Raw genomic sequence first — 17,680 nt, forward strand, 5'->3', positions numbered from 1 at the left:
CCCTCCCGGCGTCAGTCGCCCGGCCAGCTGCCGGTCAGCTTGGTGAACCCGCGGGCCCCGGCCCGGTCGATGGCCGCCTTGGTCGCGGCGAAGATCGCGCCCTGGATGGCGGCGGCGAGCACCACCTCGCGCATGCGGTACTCGCTCTGCAGGGCGTCCGGGGCGTCGTCCTCACCGGAGACCCGCTTCCACACCTGCTTGAACACCGCGCCGGAGATGACACCGGCGAGGATGCCGCCGGCCAGTCCGACCGGCCGGTAGACCAGCTTGGCGCTCTTGCTGGCGTTCCTGCTCTCGCTCACGTCCGCACCTTCCTCGAGACGCGGCGCGACGTCCGCCTGGTCCGCCTGGCGTTCTTCGCGACGGCCCGGCGGGCCCGGGCGGCCTCGCGGGCCGCCTCCTGGCGGGCACGGCGTGCCTCGGCCCGCGCCTCGGCCAGGGCGGCCCCGCTGCTGAGGGCGGCCGCGGCACGGCGGCGCTTGCGCCGGCGCCGCCACGCGATCAGCCCGACCAGGCCCACGAGGGCGGCCCCGGCGCCGGCGACGACCGGCGGGCTCTCGCGGTAGGTCTCGACGGCGGTGTCGCGGGCGCGCGCGGCGCCCTCCTTGGCCCGCGCCGGGACGTCGAGGCGGTGGCTGAGCTCGTCGACGGTGCCTGCGAGCTGCTCGCGGGTGGCCTCGATGTCGGCCTTGATGGCGTCGGGGTCGGTGGGACCCTGCGCGGCCGCGTCGTCGGGGCGGGAGCTGCCGGACGGGGTGCTCATCGGCGCGCACTCTCCCGGACGGTCGCGATGTCGGCCTTCGTGCTGGCGATCGCCTCGGTGGGCACCGGCGGCGTCCCCTTCTGCACGTCCTTCTTGCCGACCAGGGCGAGCACGCCGGCGACGGCGAACAGGACGACGGCGACGATCAGCGCCGCCAGCCAGGCCGGCAGCACGAGGTCGAGCAGCAGCACGAAGGTCGCCACCAGGACGCACAGCCCGAGGAAGCCGAACAGGCCGGCGCCGCCGAACAGACCCGCTCCGGTGCCCAGCCGCTTGGCCTTCTGGGTCATCTCGGCCTGGGCCAGCCGGGCTTCGTCACGGACGAGGCGGGAGACCTGCTCGGTCAGCTGGCTGATCAGCTGGCCGGTCGAGGCGTCCTCCGTCGTCGGGGGTGGCGGGGTCGCGCGCGAGGCGCCGCCCGTGGGGGGCGTGGTCATCGGTCCTCCGGTGGTGGCGGGACGGTCGATGACTCCAGATGCCCGGCGGGGACCGCGCTAACCCCGGCGCGGGTCACACCCCGGACACGGCGGCCCCGGCCGGCCGCTGCCTACCCTCGCGGGCATGACCTGGACGTGGCGGCTCGAGGACCCCGACGGCGCACCCCTGGACCCGGTCACCCTCGGTGTCGAGGTGCCGGCAGCGGACAACCAGGGCGACGCGGAGTCCTGGCTGGGGGAGAACTGGCGCGACCTGCTGGCCCGGGGCGTGGCCGCGGTCAGCCTGTTCGACGGGGAGGCGAAGGTCTACGGCCCGATGGCCCTCGCCCCGGCCTGAACCTCCAGGAGAGGTCGAGGCCGGGGCGAGGGTCCCGTGTCAGCCGCGGGCGGTCTTCGCCGGGTCGCGCTCGACGACGTCGCCGAGCACTTCGTCGATGCGGGCCAGCACGTCGGCCTCGAGCCGGACGCCGGCCGCCTTGACGTTGTCGTGCACCTGCTCGGGGCGGGTCGCGCCGATGATCGCCGCAGCCACGTTCTCGTTCCGGAGCACCCAGGCGACGGCGAGCTGTGCCATCGACAGGCCGAGGTCGTCGGCGACCGGCCGCAACTCCTGCACCCGGGTGAGGACGTCGTCGGCCATGAACCGCCGGATGAACCGCCCGGCCTCCGGGTCGGTGGCGCGGCTGCCCTCGGGGGGCTGCTCGCCGGGGCGGTACTTGCCGGTGAGCACGCCCTGCGCCAGTGGCGACCAGACGATCTGCGAGACGCCCTCGCGCTGCGACGTCGGGACGACCTCGTCCTCGATGACCCGCCACAGCATCGAGTACTGCGGCTGGTTGCTGATGAGCTGGATGCCGAGGTCCCGGGCGAGCGCGGCGCCGGCGGCGATCTCCTCGGCGCGCCACTCCGACACGCCGACGTAGAGCACCTTGCCCGCCCGCACCAGGTCGGCGAAGGCGGTCATCGTCTCCTCCAGCGGCACCGTCTCGTCGTAGCGGTGCGCCTGGTAGAGGTCGATGTGGTCGGTCTGCAGCCGCCGCAGCGAGGCCTCGCAGCTCTCGGTGACGTGCTTGCGGCCGAGGCCGCGGTCGTTGGGGCCCGGGCCGGTGGGCCAGTAGACCTTGGTGAAGACTTCCAGCCCCTCCCGGCGCTGGCCGGCCAGGGCGCGGCCGAGCACGGACTCGGCGCGGGTGCCGGCGTAGACGTCGGCGGTGTCGAAGGTCGTGATCCCGGCGTCGAGGGCGGCGCGCACGCAGGCCTGCGCGGCGTCCTCCTCGACCTGGCCCCCGTGGGTGAGCCAGTTGCCGTAGGCGATCTCGGAGATGGTCAGGCCGGAACGGCCGAGGCGTCGGTACTCCACGTACCCCGACGCTAGTGCGGCGGCGGGGGATCGGCCTGCCTGGGGAGGTCGCTCAGACGTCCGCGCCGATGGGCACCTCGGCCCGCGGGAACCGCCACCGGCGGATCATCGTGGCGCGGCTGATGCCGTACCAGACGAGGCCCTTCATGCGGTGCGGCTGGTCGGGGAAGCGCTCGAGGACCTTCTTCTTGATCCGCCGGCCGAGGAACACCGAGTCGACGGCGATCGCCAGGAAGAAGAAGAACCAGACGAAGACGGTGTAGCTCTGCACCGCCGGGTCGGGGATGAAGTACCCGACCAGCACCAGCGCGGCGACACCGAGGAAGAAGCTGCCGGCGTTGCGGCGGGCGTCGACGACGTCGCGCACCAGCCGGCGCACCGGGCCGCGGTCGCGGGCGGGCAGGTACTGCTCCTCGCCGCGGGCCATGCCGGCCCGGGTGTCGGCGCGCCGGGACGCCTGCTGCTCCCGCATCCGCTTGTAGGCCTCCTTGCGCGTGGTGGGAGGCGGCGGCGGGGGGCCGGGACGGCGGCCCTGGGCCTCGACGCGCTTGGGGGTGGGCCGGCCCTTGCCGGTGGCCTTCACCAGCTGCGGGGTCAGGTCGGCGGCGTCGTCCGGGACGGTCGTGGCGGCGGCGCGGTCCCGGCGCCCGGGCAGGCGGAACTTCACGGCCGGGAGTCTACGTGCGTCCGCGCAGGGGACTGGCCCCCCGCGGTGCGCGCCGTACAGTGGGACGGGCATCGGAACACCACCGGCCACGGCGGTGTTGGTCCGCGGCAGGGAGCGCACAACGGACGCCCTCGGATGTGGGAGGACAGAACATGACGGTGCAGGACACCGAGACCCCCGGCAGCACCGGCGTGCTGCTCAGTGACCCGGCCGCCTCGAAGGTCAAGGCGCTGCTGGACCAGGAGGGCCGCGACGACCTGCGTCTGCGCATCGCCGTCCAGCCCGGTGGCTGCTCCGGCCTGCGCTACCAGCTCTTCTTCGACGAGCGGTTCCTCGACGGCGACCAGACCTACGAGTTCGGTGGCGTCGAGGTGATCGTCGACCGGATGAGCGGCCCGTACCTGGGCGGCGCGGTGATCGACTTCGTCGACACCATCGAGAAGCAGGGCTTCACGATCGACAACCCCAACGCGCAGGGCTCCTGCGCGTGCGGCGACTCGTTCCACTGAGAGAGGACCCCGTCGCCCCCCGGGACACGCTCCGCGCGCCCCGGGACCCTGCGACGGGGCCGTTCCAGTAGGTCACCGCGACGGCGCCCGTCCCCTCCGGGGGCGGGCGCCGTTCCGCGTCTGTCAGAGCTTGACGGGGTACACCGTCTCCGGGACGTCGACGGCGATCCGCTCCTCGACGAAGATCCCGTGCCACACCATGAAGACGAGCACCGACCACAGCTGACGGGCCACCCGCTTGCTGGGCACGTCCTCGGTGCGCAGCCGGTCGAGCAGAGCGAGGACGACGTCGCGGTCGAGCCACTGCTGGGTCTGGCTGTCGGTGACGATGCCGCGGGCCCAGTCGTGCAGCGGGCCGGCCAGGAAGTCCGCCGTCGGCACGGGGAAGCCCAGCTTGCGCCGGTTCATGATCCGCGGCGGGACGATCTGGCGCATCGCCTGGCGCAGCGCGTACTTGGTGGCGTCCCCGCGGCGGGGCACCCGCTGCTCGACCGGCAGGGAGCTCGCGACCGCGAAGACCTCCGGGTCGAGGAAGGGCACCCGCAGCTCGAGCGAGTTCGCCATGGTCATCTTGTCGGCCTTGACCAGGATGTCGCCGCGCAGCCAGGTGAACAGGTCCACGTACTGCATCGCCGTCACGTCGTCGTAGCCGGCCTCGCGGGTGCGCCGGTAGAGGTCCTCGGTGACGGCAACGTGCGAGAGGTCGGGGTCGCGGCCGGGCAGCAGCGCGGCGAGCTCGTCGTCGCGCATGTTGCGGGCGTTGCCGTAGTAGCGCTGCTCGAGCGGGGTGGCGGCCCGGCGCAGCAGGTCCTGGCCGCGGACGCCCTCGGGCAGCAGGTCGGCGATCCGGGCCATCGCGCGGCGGCCGGCGGCGGGCAGCCCCGACGCCCAGGCCAGGCTGATCGGCTCCCGGTAGATGGTGTAGCCGCCGAACAGCTCGTCGGCGCCCTCGCCGGACAGCACCACCTTCACGTGCTTGCGCGCCTCGCGGGCCACGAAGTACAGCGGCACGAGCGCCGGGTCGGCGACCGGGTCGTCGAGGTACCAGACGACCTCGGGGATGGCGGCGGCGAACTCCTCGGCGGTCACCTCCACCGGCACGTGCCGCACGCCCAGGATCGACGCCGACTCCGCGGCGATCTCGATCTCCGACTGCGCCTGCCGCTGGAAGCCGACCGTGAAGGTCATCAGATCGGGGTTGTAGCGGTGCGCGAGCGCGGCGATCGCGGTGGAGTCGATGCCGCTGGAGAGGAACGACCCGACGGTGACGTCGGCGCGCATGTGCTTGGCCACCGACTCGTCGAGGACGGCGGCGATGCGGTCGTAGAGCTCCTGCTCGCCGCCGGCGGGGACCGGCTGCGGCCGCCACGCCGGGTGGAAGTAGCGCGCGGTGGCCAGCTCGCCGTCGACGACGGTGAAGCTCGTGCCGCTCTCGATCCGGCGGATGCCCCGGTGCAGCGTCGCGGGCTCGGGCACGTACTGCAGCGTCAGGTAGTGCTGCAGCGAGGCGGGGTCGACGCCGCCGGCCGCCGCGCTGCCGCCGAGCAGCTGCAGCAGGGCCTTCTTCTCCGAGCTGAAGACCAGGCCGCCGTCGGCCAGGCGCGCCGTGAACAGCGGCTTGATGCCGAACGGGTCACGGGCGCCGAAGGCGGTGCGGGTGTGGGTGTCCCAGATGACGAAGGAGAACATCCCGCGCAGCCGGCGGACGACGTCCTGACCCCACAGGTGGTAGCCGGCGACGATCGTCTCGGTGTCGCCGTGTGTGGCCAGCTGCGCGCCGGCGGCGGCCAGCTCCTCGCGCAGCTCGACGTAGTTGTAGATCTCGCCGTTGAACAGGATCCGGTAGCGGTCACCGGCGTAGGGGAGGGGCTGCGGGCTGCCCTCGACGTCGATGATCGACAGCCGGTTGAAGCCCAGGACGACGTTGGCGTCGGACCAGACCGCGGTGTCGTCGGGGCCGCGGTGGTGCAGGCAGTGCAGCGCCTCGCGGACGCCGTCGACACGGTCGTCGTCGACCCGGGGGGCGTCGGTGGACAGGTAGGCCAGCAGGCCGCACATGAGGCGCAGGTCTCCGGGGGTCTCGGCTCGAGCCCGGCCGGGGGCCGGGACGGGGTCAGACGCGCTCGCCGGCGCGGGTCTTGCGGGTGGCGATCCGCTCGGCGACGAAGGACAGGATCGGGACCGTCCCCGCCAGCAGGATGAGCACCGTGCCGCGCAGCGTCCAGCGGGCGCGCAGGGCGAGGTCGCAGGCCGTCACGAAGAAGACGGCGTACAGCCACCCGTGCAGGGTGCCGATGACCGCGACCGGCTCGTCGACCTCGCCGAGGTACTTGACCGGCACCGCGACGAGCACCAGCGCGACGAGCAGCACCCCCACGACCCAGGCCATGACCCGGTAGCGGGTCAGCGCCGCGGGGACGCCCTGCCCGACCCGGCGGGCGAGGGCGTACGGCAGCCGGCTGCGCTCGGCGGTGCGCTCAGCGGCCACCGGGACCCCGCTGGCCCAGCGCCCGCTCGTTGAGCTCGGCGAGGTAGGCGTTGTAGGCGGCCAGCTCGGGGTCGCCCGAGGTGTCGATGCGCGGGCGCTGGTAGAGGACGACGGCGTTGCCGGGCTCGTCCTCGTCGGGGTCGCGGTGGAGCTCCTCGCGCACCATGCGCACGTAGAACCACAGGCCCATGAACCCGTAGAGGGGCCACTGCAGCGCGTAGCTCCAGTTGACCGCGCCGCCGCCGTCCTCGGCCTTGCCCAGCTGCCAGAAGCCGAGGAAGAAGGTGGCGACGAAGAGCGCGGCGACGAGCAGGTGCAGCAGCACCCAGCGGGGGGTCAGCAGCCGCGTCCACACGCTCCCGACAATAACCGCCGCAGGAGCCGGGGCGGCGGCGCGGTGAGGGGGGTCACCGCGCCACCGCGGCACCGCCGGGCGGCCCGCCCGCACCCTCTCGGGCCCGCCGGACGCCTGGGCGTCTCCGGCCACGTCAGGGCGGTGAACGCGCCGGTGCGGGGCCGACCCGCCGGGATCGGGTCTCCGGTCGCCGCCCCTCCTGCGAGGTCGGTTAGTCTCGGCCCAGACTGAGGTCGGCGCACGGACCGCCGTGGGGTCCCCGCGGTCGGTCGCGCCGGAGAGCCACCCGGGTCACCCGGGTGGAGGAACGAGGAGGCAGCGAGCAGTGGCTCGACGCAGCAGGCTCGCGCGGGTCGCCGCGCTCGGTCTCCTGGGGGTGCTCACCCTCACCGGATGCGACCTCAACAACGAGTTCTGGCGCTTCGGCTTCCCCGAGGGGATCACCGAGGAGGCCGAGAGCGTCCGCGAGCTGTGGACCGGTTCGGTCATCGCCGCACTGATCGTCGGGGTCCTCGTGTGGGGCCTGATCGTCTGGTCGGTGCTGTTCCACCGGAAGAAGGGTGACGAGCTCCCGCGGCAGACGGCGTACAACCTGCCGCTCGAGATCGCCTACACGATCTTCCCGTTCCTGATCATCGCGGGCCTGTTCTTCTTCACCGTCGTCGTCCAGAACCAGGTGCAGGACCGCAGCGACGAACCCGACGCGACGATCGCGGTCAACGCCTTCAAGTGGAACTGGCAGTTCGTCTACCCCGAGACCACCGGCGACGACGGCGAGCCGGTGAACACCGTCGGCTCCACCGACGAGATCCCGATCCTCGTCATGCCGGTCGACCAGGACGTCCGCTTCGAGGTCGCCTCCGCCGACGTCATCCACTCCTTCTGGGTGCCGGAGTTCCTCTTCAAGCTCGACGTCATCCCGGGCAACGAGAACGGCCGGGACAACGTCTTCGAGGTCCGCGCCACCCAGGAGGGCGCCTACGTCGGCCGCTGTGCCGAGCTGTGCGGGAGCTACCACGCGTACATGAACTTCGAGGTCCGCGTGGTCAGCGGCGAGCAGTACGACGCCTACCTGGCCGCCCGTGAGGCCGGCCAGAGCACGCGCGAGGCGCTGGAGACCATCGGCCAGGAGGGCGAGGCGACGACGACCCGCCCGTTCCGCGTGGGCGACGGGTACTACCAGCAGGCCGCGAACTGAGCACGCTGATCCCGTGACCACCACCGCCACCGACGCGCAGGGAGGACGACCGTGAAGGTCGAGGCGCTGATTCTCAATCTGATCGCGGTCTTCTGCGTGGTCGCCGCGGCCGTCTACGGGATCTGGTCGCGGGAGCCGATCGGCACCACGGCGCTCATCCTGTCCGCTGGTCTGTCCGGACTCATCGGCGGCTTCTTCTGGTTCGTCTCCCGCCGCATCGACCCCCGACCCGAGGACCGCAAGGACGCCGAGATCGCCGAGGGCGCCGGCGAGCTGGGCTTCTTCCCGCCGGCGAGCTACTGGCCCTTCGGGCTGGCCCTGGCCTCCGCCATCACCGGTCTGGGCCTGGCGTACTGGTACGTCTGGCTGCTGCTCATCGGCGTCGTGGCGCTCCTGGTCACCATCGGTGGGCTGCTGTTCGAGTACTACGTGGGGCAGAACGCGCAGTCGAGCTGACGCCGTCCACCCGACCGGAGGGCCCTCTCCCGTGCCGCGGGGGAGGGTCCCCCGTCGTCCCCGGGGTCGCCGGCGCGGAGGTCCGCGCGTGCAGCACGCGGCCCGGTGCCTCCGGTCGGGCCAGGACGTGGCCGCTACCGTCGACGGTGATGGAGGCCGATGACGACCTCCGACTGGCCTTCGACGCCGCGGGCCGGGTAGGGGAGCTGGCGCTCGCCCACTTCCGCTCCGGCGTCCCGGCCACCCGCAAGGCCGACGGCTCACCGGTCACCGCAGCCGACCTGGCGGTCGAGCGCCTGCTGCGGGAGACGTTGTCGCAGGCCCGGTCCGGGGACGCGTTCCTGGGCGAGGAGTCCGGGCGGCTCGGTGACTCCGACCGGGTCCGGATCCTCGACCCCCTCGCCGCACCGGCTTCTTCAGCAGGGGTGATCCGAACCGGCGGATCCACGTCGCGCCGGCGGTCCGGGGACCACGGAGGTCGCCGTCGTCGCCTCCCCGGCGCTGCGGTGCTGCTGGTGGGCGACCCCGGGGTGGGTCCTTCGAGTCGTCCTGGCCCGGCCAGGACGCCGGGACCCGGCGCCTGCAGGTCAGCACGACCGCGATGCTCGCCGGCGCGGTGCTCGACGCCCTGGACGACGAGTCCCGGGCCCGGCTCCCACCCGGTGCTGGGCGCACCGGGGAGCCCCCTCCCGCTGGTCGAGCTGGTCCGTGGCGAGATCGACGGCTTCCTGGCCGAGCGTCACCACACGTGGGACCACGCGCCCTGGATCCTGATCGTCGAGGAGGCGGGCGGCCGCTTCACCGACCTCACCGGGGGACGGGCCAGCGACCGTGGTGGCGGCCTGTACTCGAACGCCGCCCTGCGCGGTCAGCTGCTCACTGCGCTGCACTCCCCGGCGGCTCCGTGACCTCCTGACCGGGCGCAGGGGTCAGCGGGCTCCCGGCCTGCCACCGGTGGGGGGTCCCTCGGCGTCGACGCGCGGGCCCCGACGAGCGGGGTGCTTGCAGGCCTCCGGCGTCCGTGGAGCGCCGGTGGCACCTGACGAGGCAGGCACGGATGCAGCAGGGCCCCGGTGGAGTCCACCGGGGCCCTGCTGGTCGCCCCCCGCCTGGGGGCCTCGATCACGCGCGGGTCAGTCCCGCGGCTCCTGCGGACGACCGCCCTCGGAGGGGCGACCACCCTCGGACGGGCGCCCGCCCTCGGCGGGACGACCACCTTCGGCGGGTCGGCCGCTCGTGGTGAGCTCCCGCTGCGGCTCGGCCGGGGCGAGACCCCGGTCCTCCCCGCGCTGCTCGAGCTCGACCGCGGTGGGCTCCTCGATCGGGGAGAAGAACCCGCGGATGGCCCGGCGGGCGCCGCCCACCTGGTTCATCTTCTTGGGCACCGGCGCACCGCCGTAGGCCAGCTGGCCGTGGCCGTGCTCGTCCACCGGCCCGAGCGGCTGGTGGACCTCGATGAACTCACCGTGCGGCAGCCGGCGGATGACACCGGTCTCGATGCCGTGCTCGAGCACCTCGCGGTCGTGCTGCTGCAGACCCAGGCAGATGCGGTAGGTCAGCACGTACGCGATCGGCGGCACGATGAGCAGCCCGATGCGGCCGATCCAGGTCATCGCGTTGAGGCTGATGTCGAACTTGTCGGCGATGACGTCGTTACCGCCCGACAGCAGCAGCACCAGGTAGAACGAGATGGCCATCACGCCCAGCGACGTCCGTACGGGTACGTCACGCGGGCGCTGCAGCAGGTGGTGCGAGGCGGTGTCGCCGGTCAGCTTCCGCTCGATGACGGGGTAGGCCATCAGGAGCGTGAACAGGATGCCCGGCAGGACCAGCGTCGGCCAGAAGAGCGCCGGGATGTTGTAGTTGCCCGGCAGGTAGATGTCCCACGCGGGGAACAGGCGCGTCGACCCGTCGAGGAACATGACGTACCAGTCGGGCTGGGACGCCGCCGAGACCTGCGCCGGGTTGTACGGGCCCCACAGCCAGACCGGGTTGATCTGGACCAGCCCGCCGAGAGCGGCGACGACACCGAAGACCACGAGCAGCAGTCCGGTCGCCTTGCCCGCGAAGGTCGGGAAGAGCCGGTTGCCCACCACGTTGTGCTCGGTGCGGCCCGGGCCGGGGAACTGCGTGTGCTTCTGCTTGACCAGGATGAGCAGGTGCAGCGCGATCAACCCGAGCAGGATCGCCGGGATCAGCAGCACGTGGACGATGTAGAACCGGCCGACGATCAGCTCACCGACGTAGTCACCGCCGAACACGGCCCAGTGCGCCCAGGTCCCGATCACCGGGATGGACAGGATGATCGCGCTGATGATCCGGAGGCCGGTGCCGGAGAGCAGGTCGTCGGGCATGGTGTAACCGGTCATGCCTTCGACCAGCGCCAGCACCAGCAGTGCGACACCGATCAGCCAGTTGGTCTCACGCGGCCGGCGGAAGGCGCCGGTGAAGAAGATCCGCAGCATGTGGACGACGATCGAGGCGACGAAGAGCAGCGCCGCCCAGTGGTGCATCTGCCGGATGAGCAGACCGCCGCGGACGTCGAAGGAGATGTCCAGCGTCGAGGCGTAGGCGATCGACATGTCGAGGCCCCGCAACGGCGCGTACGACCCGTCGTAGACGACCTCGGTCATCGAGGCCTGGAAGAAGAACGTCAGGTACGTGCCGGTCAGCAGCAGGATGATGAACGAGTAGAGCGCGATCTCGCCCAGGAGGAACGACCAGTGGTCGGGGAAGACCTTGTTGAGCGTCCTGCGCAGCGGACCGGCGACGATGAGCCGGTCGTCGACCTCGAGCGCGGTCTTGCCCAGACGCGTCGTCGGCGCTCCCGGGGCGGTGGCGGTACGGGCCATCAGATGCGCTCCCGGTTCCAGTAAGTGGGACCCACGGCCTCAATGTAGTCGCTGCGCGCGACGAAGAAGCCCTCGTCGTCGACCGTGATCGGCAGCTGGGGGAGCGAGCGGGTGGCCGGGCCGAAGATCGGCTTGGCGCCCTGCGTCACGTCGAACTGCGACTGGTGGCAGGGGCAGAGGATCCGGCTGGTCTCCTGCTCGTACAGCGACACCGGGCAACCGGCGTGCGTGCAGATCTTGGAGTAGGCGACGTAGTCGCCGTAGCCGAAGTCCTCCTGGCCGCTGCGCGGCACGGCCTGCTCCAGCTGCGCGGGGCGCAGCCGGATGAGCATCGTCGCGGCGTCGGCGAGCCGGTTGCCCTCGGGGACGGCCGGGAAGACCGTCTCCAGGGATCCGGGTTCCTGGTCACCCGGACGCACCGGGGTGCCGTCGTCGCGGACGAGCCGCACGCCCTCGGCCCACTCGGTGGTGCCCAGCGGGTCGCCCTCGTTGGGGTCCTTGATCAGGCCGCCGAGCGGGGCCAGCAGCATCAGGCCCAGGCCGCCGCCCATGAAGGCGAGGCTGCCGGTGATGAGCTTGCGCCGCTTCAGGCCGCTGTTGTGCAGACCGCCGACGAGGGTCGCCCCGGTGGTCACCCGGTCGAAGTGCGACCCGTCGTGCTTGTCCTGGACGGCGGTCTCGTGCGGCAGCAGCTTCTTGGTGTAGAGCACCAGGCCCACGCCGAAGAAGGTGAACGCCAGCGCCATGAGCAGGCCCAGCAGCGGCGTGTACAGCACGCTGAAGCTGCTGCTGCCCAGCTCCCACTGCCAGTCGGGCAGGAACCACCCGGCGCCGGCGTAGACGACGACGAAGGCGAAGGCGCAGAGCCCCGCGAGGCCGAACAACAGGCCGACCTGGCGGACGGCCCGCTTCTCCAGCGGGGAGCCCGGCTCGGGACCGGGCTCGACGTGGAGGATCTCCACCCCGTCGTAGCGGGCACCGAGCCGGTCGAGCTCCTCCCGGGGGAGGGCGGCCAGCTGCTCGGGCGTGTAGTCGTCGTCCGGGCCGCCGTACAGCGGGCCCGGGGTGTCCGCGCCGCCGGTCGAGCCGGGACGCGTGTCGTGCGTGGTCACGCCTTGCTCCCCATCCAGAAGATCCCGAACAGCAGGGCCGAGACGCCGACGAGCCAGATGACCAGGCCCTCGCCCACCGGGCCGATGCGGCCGATGCCCGCGCCGCCCGGGTCGGGCATGTCGGTGATCGTCTGGATGTAGTTGATGATCGAGCGCTTCTCCTCGGCGGTCAGCTGGTTGTCCCCGAAGACGGGCATGTTCTCCGGGCCGCTGAGCATGGCCGAGTAGATCTCGAGGTCGTTGGCGTCCTCGATGCTGGGCGCGTACTTGCCCGACGACAGGGCGCCGCCCTCGCCGACGAAGTTGTGGCAGGACGCGCAGTTGAGCCGGAACAGCTCCCCGCCGAGGGCCAGGTCGCCGTCGCGCAGGTCGCCGGAGGGCAGCACCGGGCCGCCGCCGTTGGCCTGCACGTAGGCCATCAGCTGGTCGATCTCCTCGTCGGAGAAGATGGCCGGCTTGTCGGGGGCCTGGGCCTCCTGGCGGACCAGCGGCATGCGGCCGGTGTGCACCTGGAAGTAGACGGCGGCCTCGCCGACGCCGATCAGCGACGGGCCGCGGTTGGGCACGCCCTCGAGGTTCTCGCCGTGGCAGCTGATGCAGCTGCGCTCGTACAGCTCGCGGCCGGCGGCCTCGGCGCTGGACTCGCTGCCCTCGTCGGCGGCCTGGGCCCCGGGCGCGAGGGTCGAGTAGAGGGCACCGGTCAGGACGAGACCGGCCATCAGGGCGGCGACGTTGGCCAGCCGGCGACGCTGCCTGGAGCGGCGGCGGGCCCGGGCGGCGGCCGCCGGGGTGCCCTCGGCCGGCCGCCGCGACCAGCGGGACCGGCGTGGCCCCTCGTCGAGCTGGGTGTCGGACTGGGGGTTCGTGGTGGACACCGGTTCCCTAGCGGATCAGGTAGATCGTGGCGAAGAGCCCGACCCACACGACGTCGACGAAGTGCCAGTAATAGGAGACCACGATGGCCGAGGTCGCCTGTGCCGGCGTGAACCGGCCCATGGTGGACCGGATGAGCACGTAGACGAAGGCCACCAGGCCGCCGATGACGTGCAGCGCGTGGAAGCCGGTCGTCAGGTAGAAGACCGAGCCGTAGGTCGAGCTGGAGATGGTGGTCGCGTGCTCGGTGACCAGCACCCGGTACTCGTTGGCCTGGGCCAGGACGAACACCAGGCCCATCACGAAGGTGATCGTGAACCACCGGCGCAGGCCGTAGACGTTGCCGCTCTCCGCCGCGAAGACGCCGATCTGGCAGGTGACCGAGGAGGCGACCAGGACCAGGGTGAAGAAGAGCGCGTAGGGCAGGTTGAGCTCGGTGGGTTCCGGGGGCCAGCCCTCGGTCGCGCGGGCGCGCGCGGTGAAGTACATGGCGAACAGCCCGGCGAAGAACATCAGCTCGCTGGAGAGCCAGATGATCGTGCCGACGCTGACCATGTTCGGTCGGGTCAGGGAGTGCACCCGCGAGGTGTCGAAGGTGCTGCTCGCCACGGGGGCCGTTGTCACGACGCCCATCATGTCACCGGCCGGCGACAGGCACCGATCGCGGGTGGCACGACGTGCCTGGTCCGTGACCGGGTCGAGACCGTCCCCCGTCCGGGTGTCGTCCCGGCCGGGCGGAGGAGGGCCGGGGCACTACGCTCCCGCACGTGAGCGACGCGCCGGCCACCGTCCTGGTCTACAGCTCCCGGCCCGAGGTCCGCGAGGCCGTCCGCACCGCCGTCGGCCGCCGTCCGGCGCCCGACGTCGGTCCGCTGACCTGGATCGAGTGCGCCACCGGCGAGGACGTCGTCGACACCGTCGACGGCGGTGGCGTGGACCTGTGCGTCCTCGACGGCGAGGCGCAGCCCACCGGGGGGCTGGCGCTGTCCCGCCAGATGGTCGTGGAGGTCGCCGACCGCCCGGCGATCTGCGTGCTCATCGCCCGGCAGCCCGACCGCTGGCTGGCGCACTGGTCGCAGGCCGACGGCACGCTCGCCCTGCCGGTCGACCCGCTGGTCGCCCCGCAGGTCGTGGCCGGGCTGCTGCGCGAGCGGGCCGGGCGTGGCCCGTCCCGCCGTCCCGTCTCGCGGTGAGCGCGCGCACCTCTGCCGGGCCGTCGTGGCCCGGCCTGCTGACGCGCCTGCTCGCCGGTGAGGACCTCGCCGCCGACGACACCGCGTGGGCGATGCGCGAGATCATGAGCGGCGAGGCGACGCCGGCGCAGGTGGCCGGCTTCGCGGTGGCGCTGCGGGCCAAGGGCGAGGCGCCCGCCGAGGTCGCCGGACTGGCGGCCACGATGCTGGAGCGGGCCACGCCGGTGCAGCTGTCCGGCGCGTTCGTCGACGTCGTCGGCACCGGCGGCGACGGCGCGCACACGGTGAACATCTCCACGATGGCCGCGGTGGTGACCGCGGCCGCCGGCGTCCCGGTGGCCAAGCACGGCAACCGGGCGGCCTCGTCGTCCTCCGGGGCCGCCGACGTGCTCGAGGCGCTCGGCGTGGTCATCGACCTCCCGGCGCCGGCCGTGGCCCGCTGTGTGCAGGAGGCGGGCATCGGATTCTTCTTCGCGCCGGTCTTCCACCCCGGCTACCGGCACACCGCCGCCCCGCGCCGCGAGATGGGCATCGGCACGGTGTTCAACTTCCTCGGCCCGCTGACCAACCCGGCCCGGCCGGTGGCCGCCGCCATCGGCTGCGCCGACGCCCGCATGGCGCCCGTGCTGGCGGCCGTGGTCGCCGGCCGGGGGAGCCGGGCGCTGGTGTTCCGCGGGGACGACGGCCTCGACGAGCTCACCACCGCGACGACGTCGCGGGTCTGGGTGGCGCGCGACGGCGCGGTGGCCCCCGGCGTCGTCGACCCCACCGACCTCGGCATCGCCCCGGCCGGGCCGGACGCGCTGCGCGGCGGGGACCCGGCGTACAACGCCGAGGTGTTCCGGCGGGTCGTCGGCGGCGAGGCGGGGCCGGTGCGCGACGCCGTGCTGCTCAACGCCGCGGCCGCCCTGGCGGCCTTCGACGAGCACGGCGGGGAGCTGACCGCCGCGCTGGCGGGCGGCATCGAGCGGGCCGCCGCGGCCGTGGACGACGGCCGGGCGAGCGCGCTGCTCGACCGCTGGGTGGCCGTCAGCCGAGCCGCCGCCGGCCAGTACGGCTAGTCGGCGTTCTCGAAGCCGAGGGAGAAGGCCGCCTCGAGGTCGTGCCGGGAGTAGGCCCGGAAGGCGATGTGGGTGTCGGTCTCGAGGACGCCGGGCACCTTGTTGATCCGGCCGGCGATCACCTCGGCGACCTGCTCGAACTCGCGGACCCGCACGATGGCGACGAGGTCGGTGTCCCCGGCGACGGAGTAGACCTCGCTGACGCCCTCCAGGTCGGCGACGGCCTGGGCCACCTCGCCGATGGCGTCGGTGGCGGCGTCGATCATCACGATGGCGGTGATCACGCCGGGGATGCTAGTCGAAGGGCCCTCCTGCCCCCCGCGTCTCGCTCCGCTCGCCGCCGGCGGGTCACCCGCCGGCGGCGAGGCGCTCGGGGCGGGCGCGGGTGCCCAACTGCCGGCCGTCGGCGAACGGGTCGCGCAGCGCCCGCCCGGCCTCCACCCGCGCGAGGAACCCGCTGAGCCCGCCCGTCCCCGGCGCCGCGCAGGCCAGCGTGCCGTGCACCTCGACCAGCCGGGTGCCCGGCTTCTCCATCCACCGCACGACCAGCTCGGTCTCGTCGACCGACGCGGCGAGCTCGCCGTCGGGGCCGGGAGGCGTCTCCGCGGTGGCGCGCAGGCCGCCGAGCGTGTCGCGCACCGACACCCCCCGGGCGGCGCAGCCGGCCGCCACGAGCCGCCCGCGGCGCACCACCGACAGCGCCCAGCCGCCCTCGCCGTCGGGCCGGGCGAGCACGAGCTCCGGGACGGCGGCCAGCGACTCCAGCCGCTGCCGCCGGCGGACCGCGCGGACGAGGACGGCGACCCGGTCGCGGAGCAGCGCGGCGTCCTCGAAGCGCTCCTCGGCGGCCAGCCGGTCGACGCGGTCGAGCAGCGGGGCGACCAGGTCCCGCGGGTCGCCGGCGACGGCGGCGCGCAGCACGGCGGTGATCGCGGCGTACTCCTCGACCGACTGCGCCCCGGTGCACGGCGCGCCGCAGCGGCCCATGCCGAACAGCGCGCAGGCGCTGGTGTGCACGCGCGGGGACAGCCGCGAGGTGCACTGCCGCAGCGGCAGCGCCTCGTGGACGGCGGCCATCGCCATGTCCGCGGCGCGCCGGTCGGCGAAGGGGCCGAGGAACAGCCCCGCCCCCGGCCGCACCCGCCGCACCGCCGACAGCCGGGGGAAGGCCTCCTCGGTCAGCCGCAGCCACAGCGCCCGCTCGGGGAAGCGGGAGCGGCGGTTGTAGCGCGGTTTGTGCTCGGCGATGAGCCGCAGCTCCCGGACGGCGGCCTCGAGGTCGTGCGCGCACGGCAGTGCCTCGACCCGCTGCGCGAGCGCCACCATCTCGGTCATCCGGCTGCGCTGCTCGCTGGAGGAGAAGTAGCTGCGCACCCGGGTGCGCAGGTCGGTCGACGTCCCGACGTAGAGGGGCTCGTCACGCGGCCCGCGGAAGACGTAGACGCCCGGGCCCGAGGGGACGTGCTCGGCGAGGTGCCGCTTGCGGCGGCGCTCCGGGTCGACCTGGCGGGTGAGGGAGGTCAGCTCCTCCAGCGACGTGACCCCCAGCGGCCCGAGCCGCTCGAACAGGCCGTGGAGGACGTCGACGGTCGCGCGGGCGTCGTCCAGCGCCCGGTGGCAGGGCGAGGTGGCGGCGGAGAAGAACGGCGCCAGGGTGGCCAGCTTGCAGTTGGGCACCTCGTCGCGGGACAGCAGCCGGCGGGCGAGGACGGCGGTGTCGACCGAGGCGGCGGCGGGCCACGCGGTGCCGGTCTGCTCGCACGCGGCCCTGAGGAAACCGAGGTCGAAGGGCGCGTTGTGGGCCACCAGCACCGCGCCGCGGGCGAACTCGAGGAAGGCCGGCAGCACCGCGTCGATGCGCGGGGCGGTGGCCACCATGGCGGTGGTGATACCGGTGAGCACGCTGATGTAGGGCGGCACCTCGCAGCCCGGGTCCACCAGCGTCTGGAACTCCCCGAGCACCTCACCGGCGCGCACCTTCACCGCGCCGATCTCGGTGATCGCGCTGTCCTTGGGCGAGCCCCCGGTCGTCTCCAGGTCGACGACGACGAAGGTGACCGCCGCCAGTGGCGTCCCCAGCTCGTCGATCGTGGTCTGCGCGGGCCCGGAGCCGGGGTGGCCGGCGGCCTGCTCGTGACGGGGCAGCCGTGACCCGGTGCCGCCGGGGCGGGCGCTGGGGAAGTGCACGGCGGGACGGTAGGCCGGGGGTCGGACAGTCCCGCGGGCACACGCCGCGTGACCGGCGCCCGCACGGCTCGCCCGGCCGGGGGAGGGCGCGCCGGAGCCGGTGGCGCAGCCGCCGACGACTGGGGCACGATCCCGCGGTGGGCCACGGTGGCCGCCACGTCGGGAGGGG

21 protein-coding genes and 1 pseudogene are annotated in these 17,680 nt (G+C 73.5%); 8 read left to right on the forward strand and 14 right to left on the reverse strand.

Annotated elements, in window-relative coordinates; translation table 11 throughout:
- Positions 1–11 precede the first annotated feature (11 nt).
- From BMZ33_RS11365 to BMZ33_RS11375, 3 genes are read right to left on the reverse strand one after another with little or no spacing between them, the layout of a single operon-like run.
- The gene (locus BMZ33_RS11365; protein ID WP_091110211.1) at positions 12–302 is read right to left on the reverse strand and encodes a DUF4235 domain-containing protein; all 291 of its coding nucleotides are present in this window, start codon (positions 300–302) and stop codon (positions 12–14) included.
- Positions 299–763 carry a DUF3618 domain-containing protein gene (locus tag BMZ33_RS11370; RefSeq protein WP_091110214.1) on the reverse strand — a complete coding sequence of 155 codons (465 nt, stop codon included), beginning with the start codon at positions 761–763 and terminating at the stop codon, positions 299–301. Before BMZ33_RS11370 ends, BMZ33_RS11365 begins: the two co-directional genes overlap by 4 nt.
- Positions 760–1,200 carry a phage holin family protein gene (locus BMZ33_RS11375; RefSeq protein ID WP_091110216.1) on the reverse strand — a complete coding sequence of 147 codons (441 nt, stop codon included), beginning with the start codon at positions 1,198–1,200 and terminating at the stop codon, positions 760–762. The genes BMZ33_RS11370 and BMZ33_RS11375 overlap by 4 nt, the downstream gene beginning before the upstream one ends.
- Positions 1,201–1,324: 124 nt before the next feature.
- Between BMZ33_RS11375 and BMZ33_RS11380 the strand changes: the two genes are divergently transcribed.
- Positions 1,325–1,537 (forward strand): hypothetical protein, encoded by a 213-nt coding sequence (locus BMZ33_RS11380; protein ID WP_091110219.1) that lies wholly within the window; start codon positions 1,325–1,327, stop codon positions 1,535–1,537.
- A gap of 39 nt (positions 1,538–1,576) precedes the next feature.
- On the opposite strand, the gene BMZ33_RS11385 is transcribed toward BMZ33_RS11380, so the two are convergent.
- Positions 1,577–2,560 carry an aldo/keto reductase family protein gene (locus BMZ33_RS11385; protein ID WP_091110222.1) on the reverse strand — a complete coding sequence of 328 codons (984 nt, stop codon included), beginning with the start codon at positions 2,558–2,560 and terminating at the stop codon, positions 1,577–1,579.
- Positions 2,561–2,612: 52 nt separating this feature from the next.
- Positions 2,613–3,227 (reverse strand): DUF3043 domain-containing protein, encoded by a 615-nt coding sequence (locus BMZ33_RS11390; protein ID WP_091110225.1) that lies wholly within the window; start codon positions 3,225–3,227, stop codon positions 2,613–2,615.
- Between the two features lie 152 nt (positions 3,228–3,379).
- On the opposite strand from BMZ33_RS11390, the gene BMZ33_RS11395 reads away from it, so the two are divergent.
- Positions 3,380–3,736: a HesB/IscA family protein gene (locus BMZ33_RS11395; protein ID WP_091110228.1), complete on the forward strand. Its 357-nt coding sequence runs from the start codon at positions 3,380–3,382 to the stop codon at positions 3,734–3,736.
- A 123-nt stretch (positions 3,737–3,859) separates the two neighbouring features.
- On the opposite strand, the gene asnB is transcribed toward BMZ33_RS11395, so the two are convergent.
- The 3 genes from asnB to BMZ33_RS11410 are packed head-to-tail and all read right to left on the reverse strand — an operon-like array spanning position 3,860 to position 6,579.
- On the reverse strand, positions 3,860–5,794 hold the full coding sequence (gene asnB / locus BMZ33_RS11400) for an asparagine synthase (glutamine-hydrolyzing) (RefSeq protein WP_091110231.1): 1,935 nt from the start codon (positions 5,792–5,794) through the stop codon (positions 3,860–3,862).
- 55 nt (positions 5,795–5,849) lie between these two features.
- Positions 5,850–6,224 (reverse strand): DUF3817 domain-containing protein, encoded by a 375-nt coding sequence (locus tag BMZ33_RS11405; protein WP_091110234.1) that lies wholly within the window; start codon positions 6,222–6,224, stop codon positions 5,850–5,852.
- Complete coding sequence (locus BMZ33_RS11410) at positions 6,214–6,579, reverse strand: metalloprotease (RefSeq protein WP_091110237.1); 366 nt, start codon at positions 6,577–6,579, stop codon at positions 6,214–6,216. Before BMZ33_RS11410 ends, BMZ33_RS11405 begins: the two co-directional genes overlap by 11 nt.
- A 325-nt stretch (positions 6,580–6,904) precedes the next feature.
- On the opposite strand from BMZ33_RS11410, the gene ctaC reads away from it, so the two are divergent.
- From ctaC to BMZ33_RS24065, 4 genes and pseudogenes are all read left to right on the forward strand, one after another.
- A complete protein-coding gene (ctaC, locus tag BMZ33_RS11415; protein WP_091110239.1) occupies positions 6,905–7,777 on the forward strand; it encodes an aa3-type cytochrome oxidase subunit II in 873 nt (290 codons plus the stop codon).
- A gap of 51 nt (positions 7,778–7,828) precedes the next feature.
- Positions 7,829–8,233 (forward strand): cytochrome c oxidase subunit 4, encoded by a 405-nt coding sequence (locus BMZ33_RS11420; protein ID WP_091110242.1) that lies wholly within the window; start codon positions 7,829–7,831, stop codon positions 8,231–8,233.
- 149 nt (positions 8,234–8,382) lie between these two features.
- Positions 8,383–8,622, forward strand: a pseudogene (locus BMZ33_RS24670) (inositol monophosphatase family protein); the annotation flags it as partial.
- Between the two features lie 273 nt (positions 8,623–8,895).
- Positions 8,896–9,141, forward strand: a complete 246-nt coding sequence (locus BMZ33_RS24065; protein ID WP_244524273.1) for an inositol monophosphatase family protein — start codon at positions 8,896–8,898, stop codon at positions 9,139–9,141.
- 225 nt (positions 9,142–9,366) lie between these two features.
- Here the strand turns inward: BMZ33_RS24065 and qcrB are convergent, their stop codons facing one another.
- From qcrB to ctaE, 4 genes are read right to left on the reverse strand one after another with little or no spacing between them, the layout of a single operon-like run.
- Positions 9,367–11,085: a cytochrome bc1 complex cytochrome b subunit gene (qcrB, locus tag BMZ33_RS11430; protein ID WP_091110248.1), complete on the reverse strand. Its 1,719-nt coding sequence runs from the start codon at positions 11,083–11,085 to the stop codon at positions 9,367–9,369.
- Positions 11,085–12,197 carry a cytochrome bc1 complex Rieske iron-sulfur subunit gene (gene qcrA / locus BMZ33_RS11435; RefSeq protein ID WP_091110251.1) on the reverse strand — a complete coding sequence of 371 codons (1,113 nt, stop codon included), beginning with the start codon at positions 12,195–12,197 and terminating at the stop codon, positions 11,085–11,087. The genes qcrB and qcrA overlap by 1 nt, the downstream gene beginning before the upstream one ends.
- Positions 12,194–13,072: a cytochrome bc1 complex diheme cytochrome c subunit gene (qcrC, locus tag BMZ33_RS24460; protein ID WP_091110254.1), complete on the reverse strand. Its 879-nt coding sequence runs from the start codon at positions 13,070–13,072 to the stop codon at positions 12,194–12,196. Before qcrC ends, qcrA begins: the two co-directional genes overlap by 4 nt.
- A gap of 7 nt (positions 13,073–13,079) precedes the next feature.
- On the reverse strand, positions 13,080–13,694 hold the full coding sequence (gene ctaE, locus BMZ33_RS11445; RefSeq protein ID WP_091110893.1) for an aa3-type cytochrome oxidase subunit III: 615 nt from the start codon (positions 13,692–13,694) through the stop codon (positions 13,080–13,082).
- A gap of 143 nt (positions 13,695–13,837) precedes the next feature.
- Here ctaE and BMZ33_RS24080 point away from each other — a divergent pair, with 143 nt between their 5' ends.
- Together BMZ33_RS24080 and trpD are read left to right on the forward strand one after the other, a co-directional pair.
- Complete coding sequence (locus tag BMZ33_RS24080; RefSeq protein WP_169064185.1) at positions 13,838–14,263, forward strand: hypothetical protein; 426 nt, start codon at positions 13,838–13,840, stop codon at positions 14,261–14,263.
- Positions 14,260–15,324: an anthranilate phosphoribosyltransferase gene (trpD, locus tag BMZ33_RS11450; RefSeq protein ID WP_169064186.1), complete on the forward strand. Its 1,065-nt coding sequence runs from the start codon at positions 14,260–14,262 to the stop codon at positions 15,322–15,324. The genes BMZ33_RS24080 and trpD overlap by 4 nt, the downstream gene beginning before the upstream one ends.
- Here trpD and BMZ33_RS11455 read toward each other — a convergent pair.
- Both BMZ33_RS11455 and BMZ33_RS11460 read right to left on the reverse strand, forming a co-directional pair.
- On the reverse strand, positions 15,321–15,608 hold the full coding sequence (locus tag BMZ33_RS11455) for an Lrp/AsnC family transcriptional regulator (protein ID WP_091110259.1): 288 nt from the start codon (positions 15,606–15,608) through the stop codon (positions 15,321–15,323). The two genes, trpD and BMZ33_RS11455, sit on opposite strands and share 4 nt — an antisense overlap.
- Positions 15,609–15,672: 64 nt before the next feature.
- Positions 15,673–17,511 carry a DEDD exonuclease domain-containing protein gene (locus BMZ33_RS11460; RefSeq protein ID WP_169064187.1) on the reverse strand — a complete coding sequence of 613 codons (1,839 nt, stop codon included), beginning with the start codon at positions 17,509–17,511 and terminating at the stop codon, positions 15,673–15,675.
- Positions 17,512–17,680 lie beyond the last annotated feature (169 nt).

It is taken from the genome of Geodermatophilus dictyosporus (assembly GCF_900115505.1).
GTDB classification, from domain to species: domain Bacteria; phylum Actinomycetota; class Actinomycetes; order Mycobacteriales; family Geodermatophilaceae; genus Geodermatophilus; species Geodermatophilus dictyosporus.